Origin of the sequence: Bacillus multifaciens, assembly GCF_030756675.1 — a bacterium.
Classification (GTDB): domain Bacteria; phylum Bacillota; class Bacilli; order Bacillales; family Bacillaceae_G; genus Bacillus_A; species Bacillus_A multifaciens.
The window spans coordinates 82,458-97,938 of record NZ_JAVBXD010000008.1; the positions used below are offsets into that span (position 1 = coordinate 82,458).

Below are 15,481 nucleotides of genomic sequence, written 5' to 3' on the forward strand. Positions count from 1 at the left end.
TTTCTTCCTCATTGTATAAATTTTATAAACAAAAAAAATCAACCGAATGGTTGATTCATTCGGTTGATTTTTATATCGCTGTTCGTTAACAGTAAAATCCAAAGTTTCTCCTAGCTAAACAAATAACAAAAGTATTATGAGACGTGCAAAATAAAAAAATGCATCATTTAGGATTTACTTTACATGAACTTTATCAAAAAGCTTCCTAAGATGCATTTTATCTAGCGCCTACTATAAATTGTTGTATCAATCCCACGCTCGTTCACCCAGTGGTATGTATCACCTTTAATAACAAGTGGTACTTGCTGAAGCTCAGTGATTGTTCGTACTCCAAGCGCCGTCATAATAAACTGTAAATCTGTATGTAATAATTCAATTTCTTCAATTAATTTCTCTATACCTTCTTGCATCAAAATCCGTAAAAAATGACCGGCAAATGCAGCTGCTGACGCCCCTAACGCTAATGCTTTCGCTACATCAAGTGCTGTTTGAATACCACCTGATGCAATAACAGAGAGAGGGTTTTGTGTAGAGGATACTTCAATTAAAGAAGAAGCAGTCGAAATACCCCACTCGTTGAAATAGGAAAGTACTCGCTGTCTTCTTTCATTTTCAACCGCCGCAAAGTTTGTACCGCCATATCCACCAATATCTATAGTAGAAACCCCAATACTTGCTAAATCCTCTGCCGTCTCTTTACTCATGCCAAAACCAACCTCTTTTACAATAACAGGAACAGAAGAATACTTAACAATTTGTTCAATTCTCTTTAATGCACCAGTAAAATCGCGATCGCCTTCTGGCATTGTCAATTCTTGAATGACATTCAAATGAATTTGTAAAGCATTTGCTTCAATCATATCAACAGCTCGCTTCGCTTGTTCTACTGTTGCTTCACTGCCTAAGTTTGCAATAACAATTCCATTCGGATTCACTTTTCTCACGATTTTAAAAGACGCTGCTTCATTAGTGTCTTTTAACGCCGCCATTTGTGAACCGACGGCCATTGCAAGTTGATACTGCTGTGCAGCTTGGGCTAGTTGTTTATTTATATGTAGTGTGTGCTCTCCGCCACCACCAGTCATCGCATTGATAAAAATCGGCGAACTTAGAACAAGTTCGCCGATTTCTGTTTGAAATGATATACTTTCATAACTTATATTCGGTAAGCTTTGATGAACAAAAGCAACATCACAAAAGCCATGTGTACGAGACTGTCCAGTAGAAAGAGCATACTCAATATGTTCTAATTTACGCTTTGCTCTTACCACACACATCCCTCATTATTTCTTTAAATTTTTTAGCTGTTCTCCAATAATATCACCTAATTGGAATGTTGCAGAATCAGAAGTTGGTTCATATTTGCTATAATCTTCTGTTACATTATTTTCTTCAAGCGCTTCTTTTATACTTAAAGAAATACGCTTTTCTTCTGAATGAACCTCTAATACTTTTACTTTCACATCTTGTCCGATGTTTAATACCTCATTCGGGTTTTTCACATGACGATTTGCGATTTGCGAAACGTGAACAAGTCCTTCTACACTAGGAAAAATCTCAACAAACGCTCCAAAAGTAACAAGGCGTTTTACTTTCCCATCTAATAAATCGCCTACTTTTACTTGATTTGAAACATTCGACCATGGACCTGGTTGCACCGCTTTCATAGATAAAGAAATACGCTGCGTATCAGCATCAACAGATAACACTTTTACTTTTACAGTTTGTCCCTCTGTTAATACATCAGATGGTTGCTCTACACGATCGTGAGAAATTTGAGAAATATGAACTAAGCCATCTACACCGCCCACATTTACAAATGCTCCAAAGTCAGTTAAACGTTGAACTGTGCCCTCTACAACATCGCCTGCTTGTAAAGAAGAAACCGCTTCTTTTTTCTTCTTGTCTAGCTCTTGCTCTACAACTGCCTTATGAGAAAGAATCACACGATTTTTCTCGCGATCTAATTCTACAATTTTTACTGCCAATGTTTTTCCTTTATAATCAGTAAAATCTTCTACATAATGCATCTCTACAAGTGAAGCCGGAATAAAGCCACGAACACCAAGGTCAACAACTAGACCTCCGTTAACGATATCTTTAATTGTTACATCAAATACTTCACCTGATGTAAATTGCCCTTGCAATACTTCCCATGCTTTTTCTGCATCTACTGCACGTTTAGACAACACTAAATCATCATCTTCTAATTTAATTACTTTCAATTCAAGAGTTTGTTCAACTTCTACAACATCGCTTGCTTTTTCAATATGAACATTTGCCAGTTCACTAATTGGAATCACACCATCAGTTTTGTACCCAACATTTACAAATACTTGCTTTTCTTCAACTTTAGTTACTGTACCTGTAACAATATCGCCTACTTGTAATGCCTTTGTGTTTACAACTTCTTCATTCATCTTTTCTACCATGGAAATACCTCCCTACTAAAATGATAAAGCATCTTTATGTATATACGAAATGGAAACAATGGCTTCCATTTGCATGTATGTAAAATATTTAGAAAATACCCTCTTTTACTAACTTCTAACAAATCGATGAATTTGTCAAGAAAATTGTCTCCTTATTAACAGATAGAAATAGAAATAAAAATAAAGGAAGGGGGTCCCCCTTCCTTTATTTTGCGAACGTTACCGATACAATATCCATAATCTTTTGAACTACTTCCTCAATAGATAAAGACGTTGTATCTAATTCAATTGCATCCTCAGCTTTTTTTAACGGAGACACTTCACGTTCAGAATCTAATTTATCACGGCGCGCAATTTCTTCTTTTAGTTGTTCTAAGTTAGAAAGAAATCCTTTTTGGGTATTTTCTAAATGCCTTCTTTCAGCTCGCTCTTCAACAGAAGCTAGCATAAAAATTTTCACTTCCGCATTCGGCAATACATGCGTCCCAATATCACGTCCGTCCATAACAACGCCGCCCTTTTCGGCTAAAGCTTGTTGACGACGCACCATTTCTTCACGTACAAGGCGATGTCTTGCCACAATCGATACACGATTTGTTACATCCGGTGTGCGAATCACTTCTGATACATCTTTTCCGTTTAAAAAGACAAGCTGTACATTTTCTCCTTGTTGAAATGAAATGTCTATATCCCTAACTATTCCCATTAACTCTTCTTCATTTTCAATATCAATCCCTTGCTCTAATGCCGCATATGTTACAGTACGATACATTGCACCCGTATCAATATAAACATAAGACAATTTTTTAGCAACAATTTTAGCAACCGTACTTTTCCCTGCAGCTGCCGGGCCATCAATTGCGATTGAAATTCGTTTCTCCATTGTAACACCCCATTTTTCACTTATAAGAACAGAAGGAAAAGCAGGTATTCCCTGCTTCTCTCAACATTGTTTCATTTTACATTAACAGGAAGTAAAAATCCGATTGGTTCCATTAACGATCAGCTCTTTTCACTAATAACCGTTTCACTTTACCCCGTTTCAAGTCCTCAACTATTGTAGCACACTCTCTCTTAGAAGCAAATGAAAAAAACTATTGATTTACCTCTAAAACATTTGTTATAAGCCCTTTTGTAACGCCTTCATAATAGACAACTTTCGATACATATTTTGCTATGTTTTCCTCCGTTAAAAGCAATTGAACAATACACAAACAAATACATTGTCCAATTAGTAACCAAATTAAAATTCTCTCCATTGTTTTCAAAACCTACAGCTCCTTTTTCATTATTATTCCACTCTAGTGGACACTGAAACTTCCACCTTAAAATTGTAAAGCGGATACATGGTGCCCCCAGTTCAAGAAAAAGAGAAACGAGGAAGTTAGGGGGAAGTCATTTTTCCCGTAAAAGCCTGATTGGTTGGACTTTCCATCAGCAGGGGATGAAAAACTCTCCATTGATGGAAGTTTCACTTTATTTTCATTGTGATAATTACTTAGAAGTTTTATACTTTTTCATTGTCGAATCCGATCAAATCATGTTATGTTCTTAATGTATTTGCATTGATTGGAGAGGAGTAAAGGCATTGAAAAAAATTCTTGTTTTGCATACAGGTGGAACAATTGCGATGGAGGAAGATAAAGAAACTGGAGTTGTTCAACCAGGCGCACAAAATCCACTTTTGAAATTCATTCCAAATTTAGAAGAAGATATCGATTTAATTGTTGAAGATGTCTTTCATCTTCCATCTCCTCACATGACACCAAATGAAATGCTACAATTGCAAGTCATGATTGACGAGAAGGTAAAAAACAATAACGTGCAAGGTGTTGTCATTACACACGGAACAGACACATTAGAAGAAACAGCTTATTTCCTTGACTTAACTGTACAAGCCAATGTTCCAATTGTCGTTACAGGAGCAATGCGCTCAAGTAATGAGTTAGGAGCAGACGGTTTATATAACTTTTTGTCAGCAGTAAAAGTTGCGAGTAGTGAAGAAGCAAAAGGAAAAGGCGTTCTTGTCGTATTAAACGATGAAATTCACTGTGCAACGAATGTGACAAAAACACATACAAGTAACGTAGCAACATTCCAAAGTCCACAATATGGACCAATCGGCATGGTAACTAAGCGCGGTGTTGTCTTCCATCACGCATTAATGCATCATGAAAAATATGCTGTCGCACAAATTACAAAAAATGTTGTCATATTAAAAGCGTATGCTGGTATGGATGAAACATTATTAGCTGCAATTGAGCAATTGCCAGTTGATGGAATCATTATCGAAGCACTCGGACAAGGAAACTTACCACCGCGTACACTTCCTGCTCTGCAGCGTTTGATAGATAAAGAGATTCCAGTTGTTCTCGTTTCTCGCTGCTTTAACGGAATTGTTCAAGATGTATATTCTTATGAGGGCGGGGGCAAACAATTGAAAAATATGGGCATTGTCTTCACATATGGTTTAAATGCTCAAAAAGCTCGTATTAAGCTACTTGTTGCACTGGAAGTAACAAAAAAACAAACAGAGATTCAATCTATGTTTAAACATTAAAATTTGATTGTAACAAAAAAACACCTCCGTCTAACTCTTAAACCTACGAATTAGATGGAGGTGCTTTTCATTTGTTACCGTTCTTACTAATTTTTCTGTTCTCGAGCTGCAATGAGCTCCGCAATGGCATCCCCATGAAATCGACCATTTTCTATAAAAATTTCATTTGCATTATTACCAGCAGCAATTACACCCGCGATAAAAATTCCTTCCACATTTGTTTCCATCGTTTCTTCGTTATACAGTGGTCTTCCTGTTTCAGAGTCAATTTCCACACCCATTTCTGTTAAAAAACTATGATCTGGATGATAACCTGTCATGGCAAAGACAAAATCATTTGAAACCGTATATTCTTCGGTTCCCACTGTATATGTGACTGTATGTTCTGTAATTTCTTTTACATGTGCACCGAATTCCATTTTTATCGTTCCTTGTCGCACTAACGCTTCAAATTCCGGTAAAATCCACGGTTTAATACTAGGAGAATATACTTGACCACGATATAACACCGTTACACGTGCTCCGCACTTTACAAGCTCTAACGCTGCGTCTATACTTGAATTCTTTCCTCCTACAACGATAACGTCCCTATTAAAATAAGGATGCCCTTCTTTGAAATAATGTGTTACTTTTTCTAACTCTTCTCCAGGAACATTCATATAATTAGGGTTGTCATAATATCCTGTTGCGATAACAACATATTTTGCACTGTACTTCTCTCGCTCACCATCACTCTTTAACGTTTGAACAAGGAAAGTATCTTCCTCTTTCCGCACTTCTTCTACTCGCTCAAACGCGTTCACACGTACATGCTTCCGTTTCACTACTTCCCGATAATATGCTAATGCTTGATTCCGAACAGGCTTACGGTTTTCTGTAATAAAGGCTACTCCACCAATTTCTAGTTTTTCACTAGAGGAAAAAAACGTTTGATGTGTTGGATAATTATAGATTGCATTAACAATATTCCCTTTTTCAATCACAAGTGGATTCATCCCAACATTTTGCATCGCAATCGCTGCCGCTAATCCGCATGGCCCTCCGCCGATGATAATTGCTGTTTCCTTTTGCATATAAGGCTCAACTCCTAGTCTTCTACTCTCTATTCAAATAAACAATTAAAAACAAGAAAAAACCTACTTTCAGCAGTAGGCACCTATCTTTATTGTATTCATTTTTCATATATTTGTCATCTATACGATACGTACATGCGATAGACGTCCGCTAAAAATTGTTTAAAAGGTATACCTTGATTATTTAATACGTGTTCCGGATCAATCTTACGAGTAGAATCAAGCTTTTTATGTGAAACAATATCTGTCCTTGGATTCAACCCAAAATTATGACACAAATAAGCATGATACCATGTAAAGCGTGTATATGCATCCCAAAAGTTTATATTCCCACCGTAGCAAAGTTCAACACCAATTGCTGCGCTATTCGCATTGTAACCATATATATCATTATCTGTTGGAACATTGTATCGAACATGGTAGGCTACCTCATTGATCGGAATAATCTCGAGTATGGTTGTATCATCAATAAATGTATGAGCTGAAGCTTTCGGTTGCACTTCATTAAAATAGTCTCGATTTCCAATCGCATTACTACCTGGATTCCCTGTGTCATGACTGACAATAAAACGAACTTTTGAAAGTGGAAGGCCAGGCCGAGAGCTTCCATGTTTAATGTAATTTCGCTGTATAGGAAACTTCGCCATTCACATCATCTCCGCTCTTATAGAATCATCTTCCTAATCTTATATGTATTCAGATGATGTGTCCCTATCGCAAACATTATTATGAAAACAGAAAATCCATCATATTCGAAACAAATACCATAAATAATAGTACACTTACTGCCACCGTATAAAAACCATAAAACCACATTTCATCTTGCTTCGTTTCTAAACCAAAAAAACGATTCACTGTATGCAAGAAGGAATATTCTTTCACGTTCTTCTTACGTAAATTTTCAACTCGCTCCATTACATGTGTTGGCATCATAAAACGTTGCTGTGCAGTCGTTTTCATTAAAATCTCTCCTTTATAATTAGCGAATATTTTCCATCAATGAATACCAAATAAACTTCTCATTGTGAAACTTTCACTTTATTTCCGTTTTTCTATCTAAGGAGAGTATAGCACAAATGTTCTGTTAGAACAAGTGTTCTTTTTTACGAATTTATGTAGCTCATTAGGAATACAAATAACGCCACTACAACTGTAATAAGCGGGCCAACAATTAATACACCAAATAACAGAGAAGCAAATGCCTCCCCCAATATTTGAATCGGCCTTATTTTTCTTATTCGTTTTTCTTCTAATCTCTTTTCTAAATCCATAATTCGCTGTTCTAATTCATCCACTCGTTTCATTGGATCTATTTGCACTTTTCATCTTTCCTTCCTTAATCATCTTTTGACTTATTCCAAACACTTCAACTTTTCTCAATAGAAGATGCCACGTTGAGAAAAATTTTAATTTACCTTGCAATCTAATTACAACAAAAAACCGCAACTTCCTTTAAGGAAATTGCGGTTTTCATAATCAAGAATCGGTTTATACCCAGCCTCTGAAGCGACTTGCTTCTGCCATTTTACGAACACCAACCATATAAGCCGCTAAACGCATATCCACTTTACGAATTTGCGCTGTTTCGTAAATAGAATCAAACGAGCTTACCATTACTTTTTCTAAACGAGCCTCAACTTCTTCTTCTGTCCAATAGTAACCTTGGTTGTTTTGTACCCACTCAAAGTAAGATACTGTTACGCCACCAGCACTTGCTAATACGTCTGGAACAAGTAAAATGCCACGTTCAGTTAAAATTTTCGTTGCTTCTAATGTTGTAGGGCCGTTTGCTGCTTCTACAACAATTTTCGCTTTAATATTTGCTGCATTTTCTTCTGTAATTTGATTTTCAATAGCAGCTGGTACTAAAATATCACAATCTAGTTCTAATAACTCTTTATTAGAAATTGTATTATTAAACAATTTCGTTACTGTACCGAAGCTATCACGGCGGTCTAATAAATAATCAATATCCAGACCGTTTGGATCATGAAGTGCACCGTAAGCATCAGAAATTGCAATTACCTTCGCTCCCGCATCGTGCATAAACTTCGCTAAGAAGCTACCTGCATTTCCGAATCCTTGTACAACAACACGTGCACCTTTAATATCAATATTTCGCTTTTTCGCTGCCTCACGAATACAAATTGTTACACCTTTTGCAGTCGCTGTTTCACGACCATGAGATCCACCTAAAACAAGTGGCTTCCCTGTAATAAATCCAGGTGAATTAAATTCATCAATACGGCTATATTCATCCATCATCCATGCCATAATTTGTGAATTTGTAAATACGTCTGGAGCCGGAATATCTTTTGTTGGCCCTACAATTTGACTAATTGCTCTTACATAGCCACGGCTTAATCTTTCTAACTCACGGAAAGACATTTCACGTGGATCACAAATGATACCACCTTTACCCCCACCATATGGTAGGTCAACAATACCACATTTTAAGCTCATCCAAATCGAAAGTGCTTTTACTTCATTTTCCGTTACATTCGGATGGAAGCGAATACCACCCTTTGTCGGACCAACAGCATCATTATGCTGAGCACGATATCCTGTAAATATTTTAACAGTCCCATCATCCATACGAACTGGAATCTTCACTGTCATCATACGAATTGGTTCTTTAAGTAATTCATATACCTCGTTTGGATAACCCAATTTTTCTAAGGCTTCTTTAATAACAATTTGCGTCGAATTCAACAGTTCAAAATGTTGTTCTCTTTGTTGTGTTTGTGTTTGAGCTCCCTTTTCGGCTACCATAGTAAGTAAACCCCCTGTAATTTCACTTGTTTAGTAAACCTTCATTGCTTAGTATACACTCTTAAAATAGGAATGCAAGAGAAAACGCTAACAAATATATGCAAACCTTTTTTATTTTTGCAAACGTTTTCAATATTATTATAGTCTTTTTGTTGTTTTTAGAAAAGCGAAATACTTAAAAAGCTAACATTTTTTATATAATATAATGTTTAAATACTTTATATAAAGAAAGCCTCAACTACATCACTTAGCTGAGGTTTTCTTTTGCGATAAAGTATTTGTAGATTTGTTTAATTGCGTCATTCGCCATTAGCTCTTTTCCATATTCCATCATACGATAAATTGTAATTGTAGAAGAACTGCCAAACTCTGCTAAGATGGCAATCATATCTTCTTTCAATAAAGTAGCTGTTTCCTCTTCTAACCACAAATAAAAACGATCTTGCCACCCATAAAGCTTTCCGCCTGTAACTCCAAGACTATATAAACGACCAGCTAAAGCAATTATATCGTCTAATGAAGCAAATTCGTATAGTATATGTTCACTCTCATCAAGAGTAACTTGCATTTCAATAAATTCATCTTGAAATTCTTCTTCCGTATCTAACTCTTGATTTTCTTTTGTAACAATAACAACCATACCTTGCGCTTGTAATGAAAACACTTCCACTGCTATTGGACCATCTGCTTCAAAACCAAGCTCTTTATTTGCTTCTTGCATCATATCTCGAAATAGTTGTTGTACTTTAGGGGCATTTTTCCATAAATCTTCCTTCGTGAGTCCACGTTCTGACAAATCATCGAACGTTAGAAAGATTTTTATTTTATTATAATTTAAACGTTCTAGCCTCATCCCGTAACCTCCTTACGCAACCGTTGTATCTAATTTTTATTATATGAAACAGAAAATAGATGGTTCTTTTCGAACAACTATTCTGACATTTTTAACCATTCGTCCCATTCTTCTGTCGTATCCCCAACAAACAAATTACAAATCTCTTCTCTTTCTTCATTAGAAGTAAACCTAAAAGCAAAACCACTAAGTCCGATAGAAAGATTTTTATATTGCTCATGCAATCTCTTTGCAAGTTGAATACTCGCCATTATATTTTCTTGCATTGTACAAGAAATAAACAAAAACTTAGGATTTACTCGTGTAATTACATCATGAATGCCGGCTTCTTCTATGCCTGTCCCAATATAGATTGTTGGATAACCTTTTCGTCGTAAATATGTTGTAAAAATAAACAATTCAAGTTCATGTAATTCTCCTGGAACGCATATAGAAAGCACCTTTGATGTTCCTGTATTGGTGGGTATACTATAATAAATCGCTCCCATACGTGATTGTAAAAGAGAAATTGCATATTGTTCCTCAGCACTTGTTATTTTTTCATTCAAGCGTTGCTCTCTTAACTTGACCAGCAATTTTAAGAACACATCTGTAATCACTTTATCTATTGAAAAAATACTAAAAGCTTCGTTCAATAATTCGTGAGCTTGTATTTCATCAAATTTTAACAAAGAATACAAGATATCGTCTACTAAAAGTTCTACTTTATTATATTCTTTTTCTAATAAAATGTGATTTTGTAATTGATTATTTTCTAATAAACTTACTGCTTGTCCAATGGTAAAACCTTGATTCAGTTTATTAATAAGCCATTTGAAAATTTGAACATGTTCTTCTGTATATAAACGATGTCCAGCATCATTACGTTTCGGTGTAATGATTTGATATCGTCTTTCCCAAGCTCGCAATGTTCCTGGATGTATACCTAGCATATTGGAAATTGCTTTAATATTATATTTACCGGTAGTATTTGGCATATATCTTCCCACCTTAAAAAACAACGTCAATCTTTTCTTCGTAATGTGATCAAATGCGTTTGTGCAGGGGCCTGAAACCGTAATGGTACAAATGTTGTTCCATAACCATTACTTACAAATAAAGTCGTATGTGGATATTCATACATTCCACCTTTCAAAAAACGTGTAGCATGAAACAATCGAATTTGCCCACCGTGCGTATGACCACTTAATATAAAGGAAATACGTTCCGTTCCATTTAATTTATGTGCAATATCAGGATTGTGGCTCACAAGGATGCGAAAACCCTCTTCTTCGCAATCTGCTAATGCTAAATCTAATCGATCACGCTTTAAGCCTACATCATCGACACCTAATAACCATATTTTTTCTCCCTGCTCCGATTCAAATAAAGTTCCTGTATTATCTAAAATTTTCACGCCATTTTGAAGAAGTAACGCATCTAATTCGTGAAAATCAATTTCATAATCATTATTTCCCCAAACAAAATATACTTGTCCAAGTTCATTTAATCGTTTAATATTATCAGCTACTCGTGATAGAGGTACTCCTCGTTCCGCTAGATCCCCACCTATAATAACAAGATCTACTTTTCCTTTTACTTTCTGTATTAAAGATTGAGATACTGTTCTTCTGTGAATATCTGAAATAAAAAAAATTCGAACCTCTCCAAAACTTATTGGAAAATTCGCAAATGATATGCTATGCTCCAACAATGTATCACGTATCGCTTCTCTATACATCATAATAAAACAAACAATTACACTACATAAAATGAAGCAACCTAGTACTATCCATGTCATACACTTCCCCCATCTTTCTTCTTAACAGAATATAACCACAGCAATTTATGAAGAGAGAAGAATAACTTCCTGTAAAAATAAGATTGATACGACTTAACAGTTATCCCCCATCACTCTTCTCCAAATTCCTCATAATCTTAAGATGGGGGCTTACTGTCCGCGAAAAGCAGAATAAAATTTTCTTTTTACTTTTTCTGTTCTGATTCTGTCTTCTTCGGAATTTTTAACACCTGTCCTGACTCTAATTCTCCTGCTACCTCATTATATTTCTTTATAATCGCTATTCCATCTTCGTTCGGAAAATATTTCTTTGCAACCTCTTCCAAAGTTTCTCCTTCTTTTACTGTATGAAACTGAAATGTCTCTGATGAAGATGATTTTGATTCATGATTTGTTTTCTTTTTTGAATCATAAAAAATAACTTCAAATGCACTATGTTCAGAATCAGCACTTGATTTTCCGTTTTTTTCTGCAATGTAACGATCTGTATACCATAAAATTCCAATCGGAAGTAGGATAAATAATACTGTTAAAATTCGAACAAAAAAATGCTTTATTTTAAATTTTGATTTTTTATTTTTTTTGTCTTTATGAACTTCACTACGCGGCGGTAAACCCTCTTTTTCTGTTTGCGTTGACTCTTCTATATTCTCTTCAAACTCTGTTGTCTGTCTCGTCGTCATCTCGGTCACCATCATCTTTCGTTTGATTTCTTAATTGTAACCCCATTATGAAATCGACTAAAAAATGCGCAAAAATTGTAATTAATAAATTCCCTGTATATTGAAACACATAACCAAATACAATGCTAATCAGTAATACAAAACAAAATAAAAACGGCTTTGTAATATAGCGAATATGTAAAACAGCAAATACCACACTCGCAAAAATTAAACCAAAATATGTTTGGATCACACCCCGAAATAAAAATTCCTCTGCTGTTCCAATTAAAAGAGTAACAGCCAACACTTGAAAAACAGACATACCTTGAAACATGCGATCATTAATTCCACCGTCATCAAACCACGAGTCAGGAAAAAGTTTCATTGCAATATAATCCAACAGAACAATAATACAAGCTACTCCTCCACCTATAAAAAAAATAGATAAAAAATCCCAAGACCACAAATTCAAAAATGTATCCACACTCGGAAAGAATGTATACGCTAATAGTATTCCCACACATATAATAATTGCTTGTGTAATATATAAATTTAATCGGATTTCTTTTGGGCTCATGTCTTCAATACTTTTTTTACGTATATCCATCATTCCTTCCCTCTAAATCCGAAGAGCAATTGTAACTCTGTTTCCCAATTATAGTCGAAAACAGGTTGTCTCGCTTGCTTTTTTTTATAATCTTCCATATGAATCCCACAATAATTACAACAATTTTTCGGCTGTATTTCCTTTCCATATCCAAATTGAGAAAGAATTGCTTCTCTTTGACAATCTGTTCGCCCTATCCATTCTTTCATCGTTTCTAGTTGACCATATTTATTATAAAGCCGCGTTCTCACTTCTGTAATTAATTTCTGCTCAGCATCATCTGACAAGAATTCAATCATCACTTTCCTATGTTGTATGATTTTCATCTTTTCGAAATGATATCGAATAAATCTCCAGTATTGTTCATTTAACCCTGCTGCATTATAACAAATTTCTTCTATATCTTCTAACGATAACACTTTCGTTTGCGTGGCTGTTTCTCGCAATAAAGAAAATAAAAAACGAATTTGTTGTTCATTTGGTAATTCTTCTTCAATAATGGAGAGAGGCAAATCATGATCAAGCGGGCTACATAACAAAATAGCAATGCTCGGTTCTCCATCACGGCCTGCTCGTCCAATTTCTTGTAAATAAGATTCTATATTGATTGGATAATGGAAATGGATAATATACCGTGTATTTTGCTTGTTTACTCCCATACCAAATGCACTTGTACAGACAACAATTTGCAGTTGATCGTTCATAAATTGTTGCTGAATTAACATCCGTTCTTCATGTTCCATTCCCCCGTGATAATATGCAATATCATCAATACCTTCATCTCTTAAGTACGCTACAAGGCGTTCAGTCCAAGCCCTACTTGAACAATAAACGATCCCAGGTCCTTGTAAATATTTCACATAAGATAATAATGCTTCTTTTTTCTCTTGAATCGTTTGTAGAAATTCGACTTTCATCGCGATATTAGGACGATCAATCGAATATAAGTGCTGCTTCACATCTTTCAAGTGTAAGCTTTCAATAATATCTTGTAATACTTCTTTCGTAGCTGTAGCTGTTAAAGCAAGAACCGGCGGGTAACCCATTGATGCAATAACTTGATCTAGCTTTTTATAATCTGTTCGAAAATCATATCCCCATTGAGAAATACAATGTGCTTCGTCCACAACAAATAAAGAAATATGAATTTTTCTTAGTTCTTTTAGCAACATATCTGATTGCAACATTTCAGGGGATACAAAGACAAATTTATAGGAATGCAACCGCCGCATCGCTTCTTTTTTTTCTATTATCGTCCGAAAGCTATTAAGAGCAATAACTTGATTTTTCACTATATATTTTAATTGTGTAACTTGATCTTCCATTAAAGACAATAATGGTGAAACAATCAGTACCGTTCCATCTTGTACAAGACCCGGAAGTTGATAACAAAGTGATTTTCCGCCTCCAGTTGGCAGCATTGCTACAACAGAGTTTCCCTTTAATAAATCTGCAACGACTTCCTTTTGTCCGTTTCGAAATGTTCGGTACCCAAACCACTGATATAAAATATCTTCAAGTCTCATGTAATCCCCCTACTCGTGCTAATACAAGACGAATCTCAAAATAGGAAACATGCTCTCCAGCAGCTTGTTTTAATATTCGCAGCTTTCGTGTTTGTAACTTTTCAATCATGTTCTGTATTTGCTTCATTTTTTCTTTTTCTATAAATTGCTCCACCTGAAATTCTTTCTCACGTAATGCAATTTCGACAATGTGATCTTCAATTGTTGCAACTTTCAATTTCCTGATCCGCGCGATTTCATCCATAGTTCTTCCTTGTTTCCATAATTGATACGTTTTTTGTGTAGATATACTAAATAAATCTGCTTTTTCATTTGGATACGCAATGATTTCTGTTAACAACGGAAACTGTTGCTTATGATTTTGCACTTGTTGAATGATGAAATGAATTGTTCCCCAAAATAAAAAGTATATGCGAAGTGCCTCTTGCTTCATCATATCTCCAAGTTGATTTGTTGTATAACCAATACGTCGGTACCCTGTGAGACGGTACACAAAAATTGTTGCTTCTAACGAAGTCACATTTTTTAATATTAAATTTATTTCTTTATATAACTGTTTCGCTAAATGTTCTCTTGAAACAGAGGAGCTCATAATAAATCGTTTTACCCATATCGTAATTTCTGTATCTTGTTGAATTGGAATAAATTTCACATATTGCCGCTTTAAATTTGATACAGTTTGTATAATTAAGGATAATCTTTTCCAAAAATTCTCTCCAAGTTCACCGTATTGCAGGCCATGTAAATGTTTCGGGAAATAAAATATTTTCTCCCATTCATTTAATTGTTTTTCTCCTGCTTCAGATAAAATGTAAGTATTTTCATGTACACATGTAATAAGTTGTGCGTTTAATAATGTTTCAATCTGTTTATCATAATCATGACGTCTTAAAGATTTATATACACCAAATAAAAAGGAAAGATGAAACATATTCCCATCTTGAAACGTTTGTGAAGAACGCTTTCCTTTTAAAAGATGATAAATGGAAGAAACTGTCCTTTCACCTTTTAATTGCTTTAAACAGTATAGTACAGTATATTGTAGCTGCAATGCCGCTTCCATCCTTTCACTCTACTTCTACTTCCATTGTAACAAAATGCAACTTATTTAGATATTTTTAAAACATCATGAATGACTAAAGAAATTAGTTGACAGATCTAATTGATAAGCATTATCATTATAATTTTGTATTGAAAAGTTATAAAAACCGTTTTA

At 35.0% G+C, this 15,481-nt stretch carries 17 protein-coding genes; 1 reads left to right on the top strand and 16 read right to left on the bottom strand.

Translation table 11 applies throughout. From position 1 onward, the window contains the following. Nucleotides 1-221: 221 nt before the first annotated feature. The 4 genes from fni to Q9306_RS07905 form a co-directional block, all read right to left on the bottom strand. Nucleotides 222-1,271, bottom strand: coding sequence for a type 2 isopentenyl-diphosphate Delta-isomerase (gene fni / locus Q9306_RS07890; protein WP_306197010.1), 1,050 nt, complete (start codon nt 1,269-1,271; stop codon nt 222-224). Nucleotides 1,272-1,283: 12 nt separating this feature from the next. Further along, nucleotides 1,284-2,432 carry a 30S ribosomal protein S1 gene (rpsA, locus tag Q9306_RS07895; RefSeq protein WP_306197012.1) on the bottom strand — a complete coding sequence of 383 codons (1,149 nt, stop codon included), beginning with the start codon at nt 2,430-2,432 and terminating at the stop codon, nt 1,284-1,286. A gap of 205 nt (nt 2,433-2,637) precedes the next feature. Next, nucleotides 2,638-3,315 carry a (d)CMP kinase gene (cmk, locus tag Q9306_RS07900; protein WP_306197014.1) on the bottom strand — a complete coding sequence of 226 codons (678 nt, stop codon included), beginning with the start codon at nt 3,313-3,315 and terminating at the stop codon, nt 2,638-2,640. 211 nt (nt 3,316-3,526) lie between these two features. Then, entirely contained in the window at nt 3,527-3,700 is a 174-nt protein-coding gene (locus tag Q9306_RS07905) for a DUF5359 family protein (protein WP_306197016.1), read from the bottom strand. Between the two features lie 320 nt (nt 3,701-4,020). Between Q9306_RS07905 and Q9306_RS07910 the strand changes: the two genes are divergently transcribed. Further along, nucleotides 4,021-4,992 carry an asparaginase gene (locus tag Q9306_RS07910; protein WP_306197018.1) on the top strand — a complete coding sequence of 324 codons (972 nt, stop codon included), beginning with the start codon at nt 4,021-4,023 and terminating at the stop codon, nt 4,990-4,992. 86 nt (nt 4,993-5,078) lie between these two features. On the opposite strand, the gene Q9306_RS07915 is transcribed toward Q9306_RS07910, so the two are convergent. The 12 genes from Q9306_RS07915 to Q9306_RS07970 form a co-directional block, all read right to left on the bottom strand. Then, nucleotides 5,079-6,065, bottom strand: coding sequence for a YpdA family putative bacillithiol disulfide reductase (locus tag Q9306_RS07915; protein ID WP_306197020.1), 987 nt, complete (start codon nt 6,063-6,065; stop codon nt 5,079-5,081). Nucleotides 6,066-6,181: 116 nt separating this feature from the next. Further along, on the bottom strand, nt 6,182-6,712 hold the full coding sequence (locus Q9306_RS07920; protein WP_306197022.1) for a peptidoglycan recognition protein family protein: 531 nt from the start codon (nt 6,710-6,712) through the stop codon (nt 6,182-6,184). Between the two features lie 79 nt (nt 6,713-6,791). Then, entirely contained in the window at nt 6,792-7,025 is a 234-nt protein-coding gene (locus Q9306_RS07925) for a DUF3961 domain-containing protein (RefSeq protein ID WP_306197024.1), read from the bottom strand. Nucleotides 7,026-7,168: 143 nt separating this feature from the next. Beyond that, nucleotides 7,169-7,384, bottom strand: coding sequence for a hypothetical protein (locus Q9306_RS07930; protein ID WP_306197025.1), 216 nt, complete (start codon nt 7,382-7,384; stop codon nt 7,169-7,171). A gap of 169 nt (nt 7,385-7,553) precedes the next feature. Then, nucleotides 7,554-8,837, bottom strand: a complete 1,284-nt coding sequence (gene gudB / locus Q9306_RS07935; protein ID WP_098915308.1) for an NAD-specific glutamate dehydrogenase — start codon at nt 8,835-8,837, stop codon at nt 7,554-7,556. Between the two features lie 247 nt (nt 8,838-9,084). Continuing rightward, entirely contained in the window at nt 9,085-9,690 is a 606-nt protein-coding gene (locus Q9306_RS07940) for a genetic competence negative regulator (protein ID WP_306197029.1), read from the bottom strand. Nucleotides 9,691-9,767: 77 nt separating this feature from the next. Beyond that, nucleotides 9,768-10,667: a MerR family transcriptional regulator gene (locus tag Q9306_RS07945; RefSeq protein WP_306197031.1), complete on the bottom strand. Its 900-nt coding sequence runs from the start codon at nt 10,665-10,667 to the stop codon at nt 9,768-9,770. Nucleotides 10,668-10,693: 26 nt separating this feature from the next. Continuing rightward, nucleotides 10,694-11,470 (bottom strand): metallophosphoesterase, encoded by a 777-nt coding sequence (locus Q9306_RS07950; protein ID WP_306197033.1) that lies wholly within the window; start codon nt 11,468-11,470, stop codon nt 10,694-10,696. 185 nt (nt 11,471-11,655) lie between these two features. Next, nucleotides 11,656-12,153 (bottom strand): LysM peptidoglycan-binding domain-containing protein, encoded by a 498-nt coding sequence (locus Q9306_RS07955; protein WP_306197035.1) that lies wholly within the window; start codon nt 12,151-12,153, stop codon nt 11,656-11,658. After that, nucleotides 12,125-12,739 carry a CPBP family intramembrane glutamic endopeptidase gene (locus tag Q9306_RS07960; RefSeq protein WP_306197037.1) on the bottom strand — a complete coding sequence of 205 codons (615 nt, stop codon included), beginning with the start codon at nt 12,737-12,739 and terminating at the stop codon, nt 12,125-12,127. The genes Q9306_RS07955 and Q9306_RS07960 overlap by 29 nt, the downstream gene beginning before the upstream one ends. Beyond that, complete coding sequence (locus Q9306_RS07965; RefSeq protein ID WP_306197039.1) at nt 12,739-14,265, bottom strand: RecQ family ATP-dependent DNA helicase; 1,527 nt, start codon at nt 14,263-14,265, stop codon at nt 12,739-12,741. Before Q9306_RS07965 ends, Q9306_RS07960 begins: the two co-directional genes overlap by 1 nt. Further along, nucleotides 14,255-15,316 (bottom strand): YpbB family protein, encoded by a 1,062-nt coding sequence (locus Q9306_RS07970; protein WP_306197099.1) that lies wholly within the window; start codon nt 15,314-15,316, stop codon nt 14,255-14,257. Before Q9306_RS07970 ends, Q9306_RS07965 begins: the two co-directional genes overlap by 11 nt. Between the last annotated feature and the right edge of the window lie 165 nt (nt 15,317-15,481).

Excerpts from the sequence above, each read along its gene's own strand:
- rpsA (WP_306197012.1), bottom strand. The coding sequence starts at position 2,432 with ATGGTAGAAAAGATGAATGAAGAAGTTGTAAACACAAAGGCATTACAA.
- cmk (WP_306197014.1), bottom strand. The coding sequence starts at position 3,315 with ATGGAGAAACGAATTTCAATCGCAATTGATGGCCCGGCAGCTGCAGGG.
- Q9306_RS07915 (WP_306197020.1), bottom strand. The coding sequence starts at position 6,065 with ATGCAAAAGGAAACAGCAATTATCATCGGCGGAGGGCCATGCGGATTA.
- Q9306_RS07920 (WP_306197022.1), bottom strand. The coding sequence starts at position 6,712 with ATGGCGAAGTTTCCTATACAGCGAAATTACATTAAACATGGAAGCTCT.
- Q9306_RS07925 (WP_306197024.1), bottom strand. The coding sequence starts at position 7,025 with ATGAAAACGACTGCACAGCAACGTTTTATGATGCCAACACATGTAATG.
- gudB (WP_098915308.1), bottom strand. The coding sequence starts at position 8,837 with ATGGTAGCCGAAAAGGGAGCTCAAACACAAACACAACAAAGAGAACAA.
- Q9306_RS07940 (WP_306197029.1), bottom strand. The coding sequence starts at position 9,690 with ATGAGGCTAGAACGTTTAAATTATAATAAAATAAAAATCTTTCTAACG.
- Q9306_RS07945 (WP_306197031.1), bottom strand. The coding sequence starts at position 10,667 with ATGCCAAATACTACCGGTAAATATAATATTAAAGCAATTTCCAATATG.
- Q9306_RS07950 (WP_306197033.1), bottom strand. The coding sequence starts at position 11,470 with ATGACATGGATAGTACTAGGTTGCTTCATTTTATGTAGTGTAATTGTT.
- Q9306_RS07955 (WP_306197035.1), bottom strand. The coding sequence starts at position 12,153 with ATGACGACGAGACAGACAACAGAGTTTGAAGAGAATATAGAAGAGTCA.
- Q9306_RS07960 (WP_306197037.1), bottom strand. The coding sequence starts at position 12,739 with ATGGATATACGTAAAAAAAGTATTGAAGACATGAGCCCAAAAGAAATC.
- Q9306_RS07965 (WP_306197039.1), bottom strand. The coding sequence starts at position 14,265 with ATGAGACTTGAAGATATTTTATATCAGTGGTTTGGGTACCGAACATTT.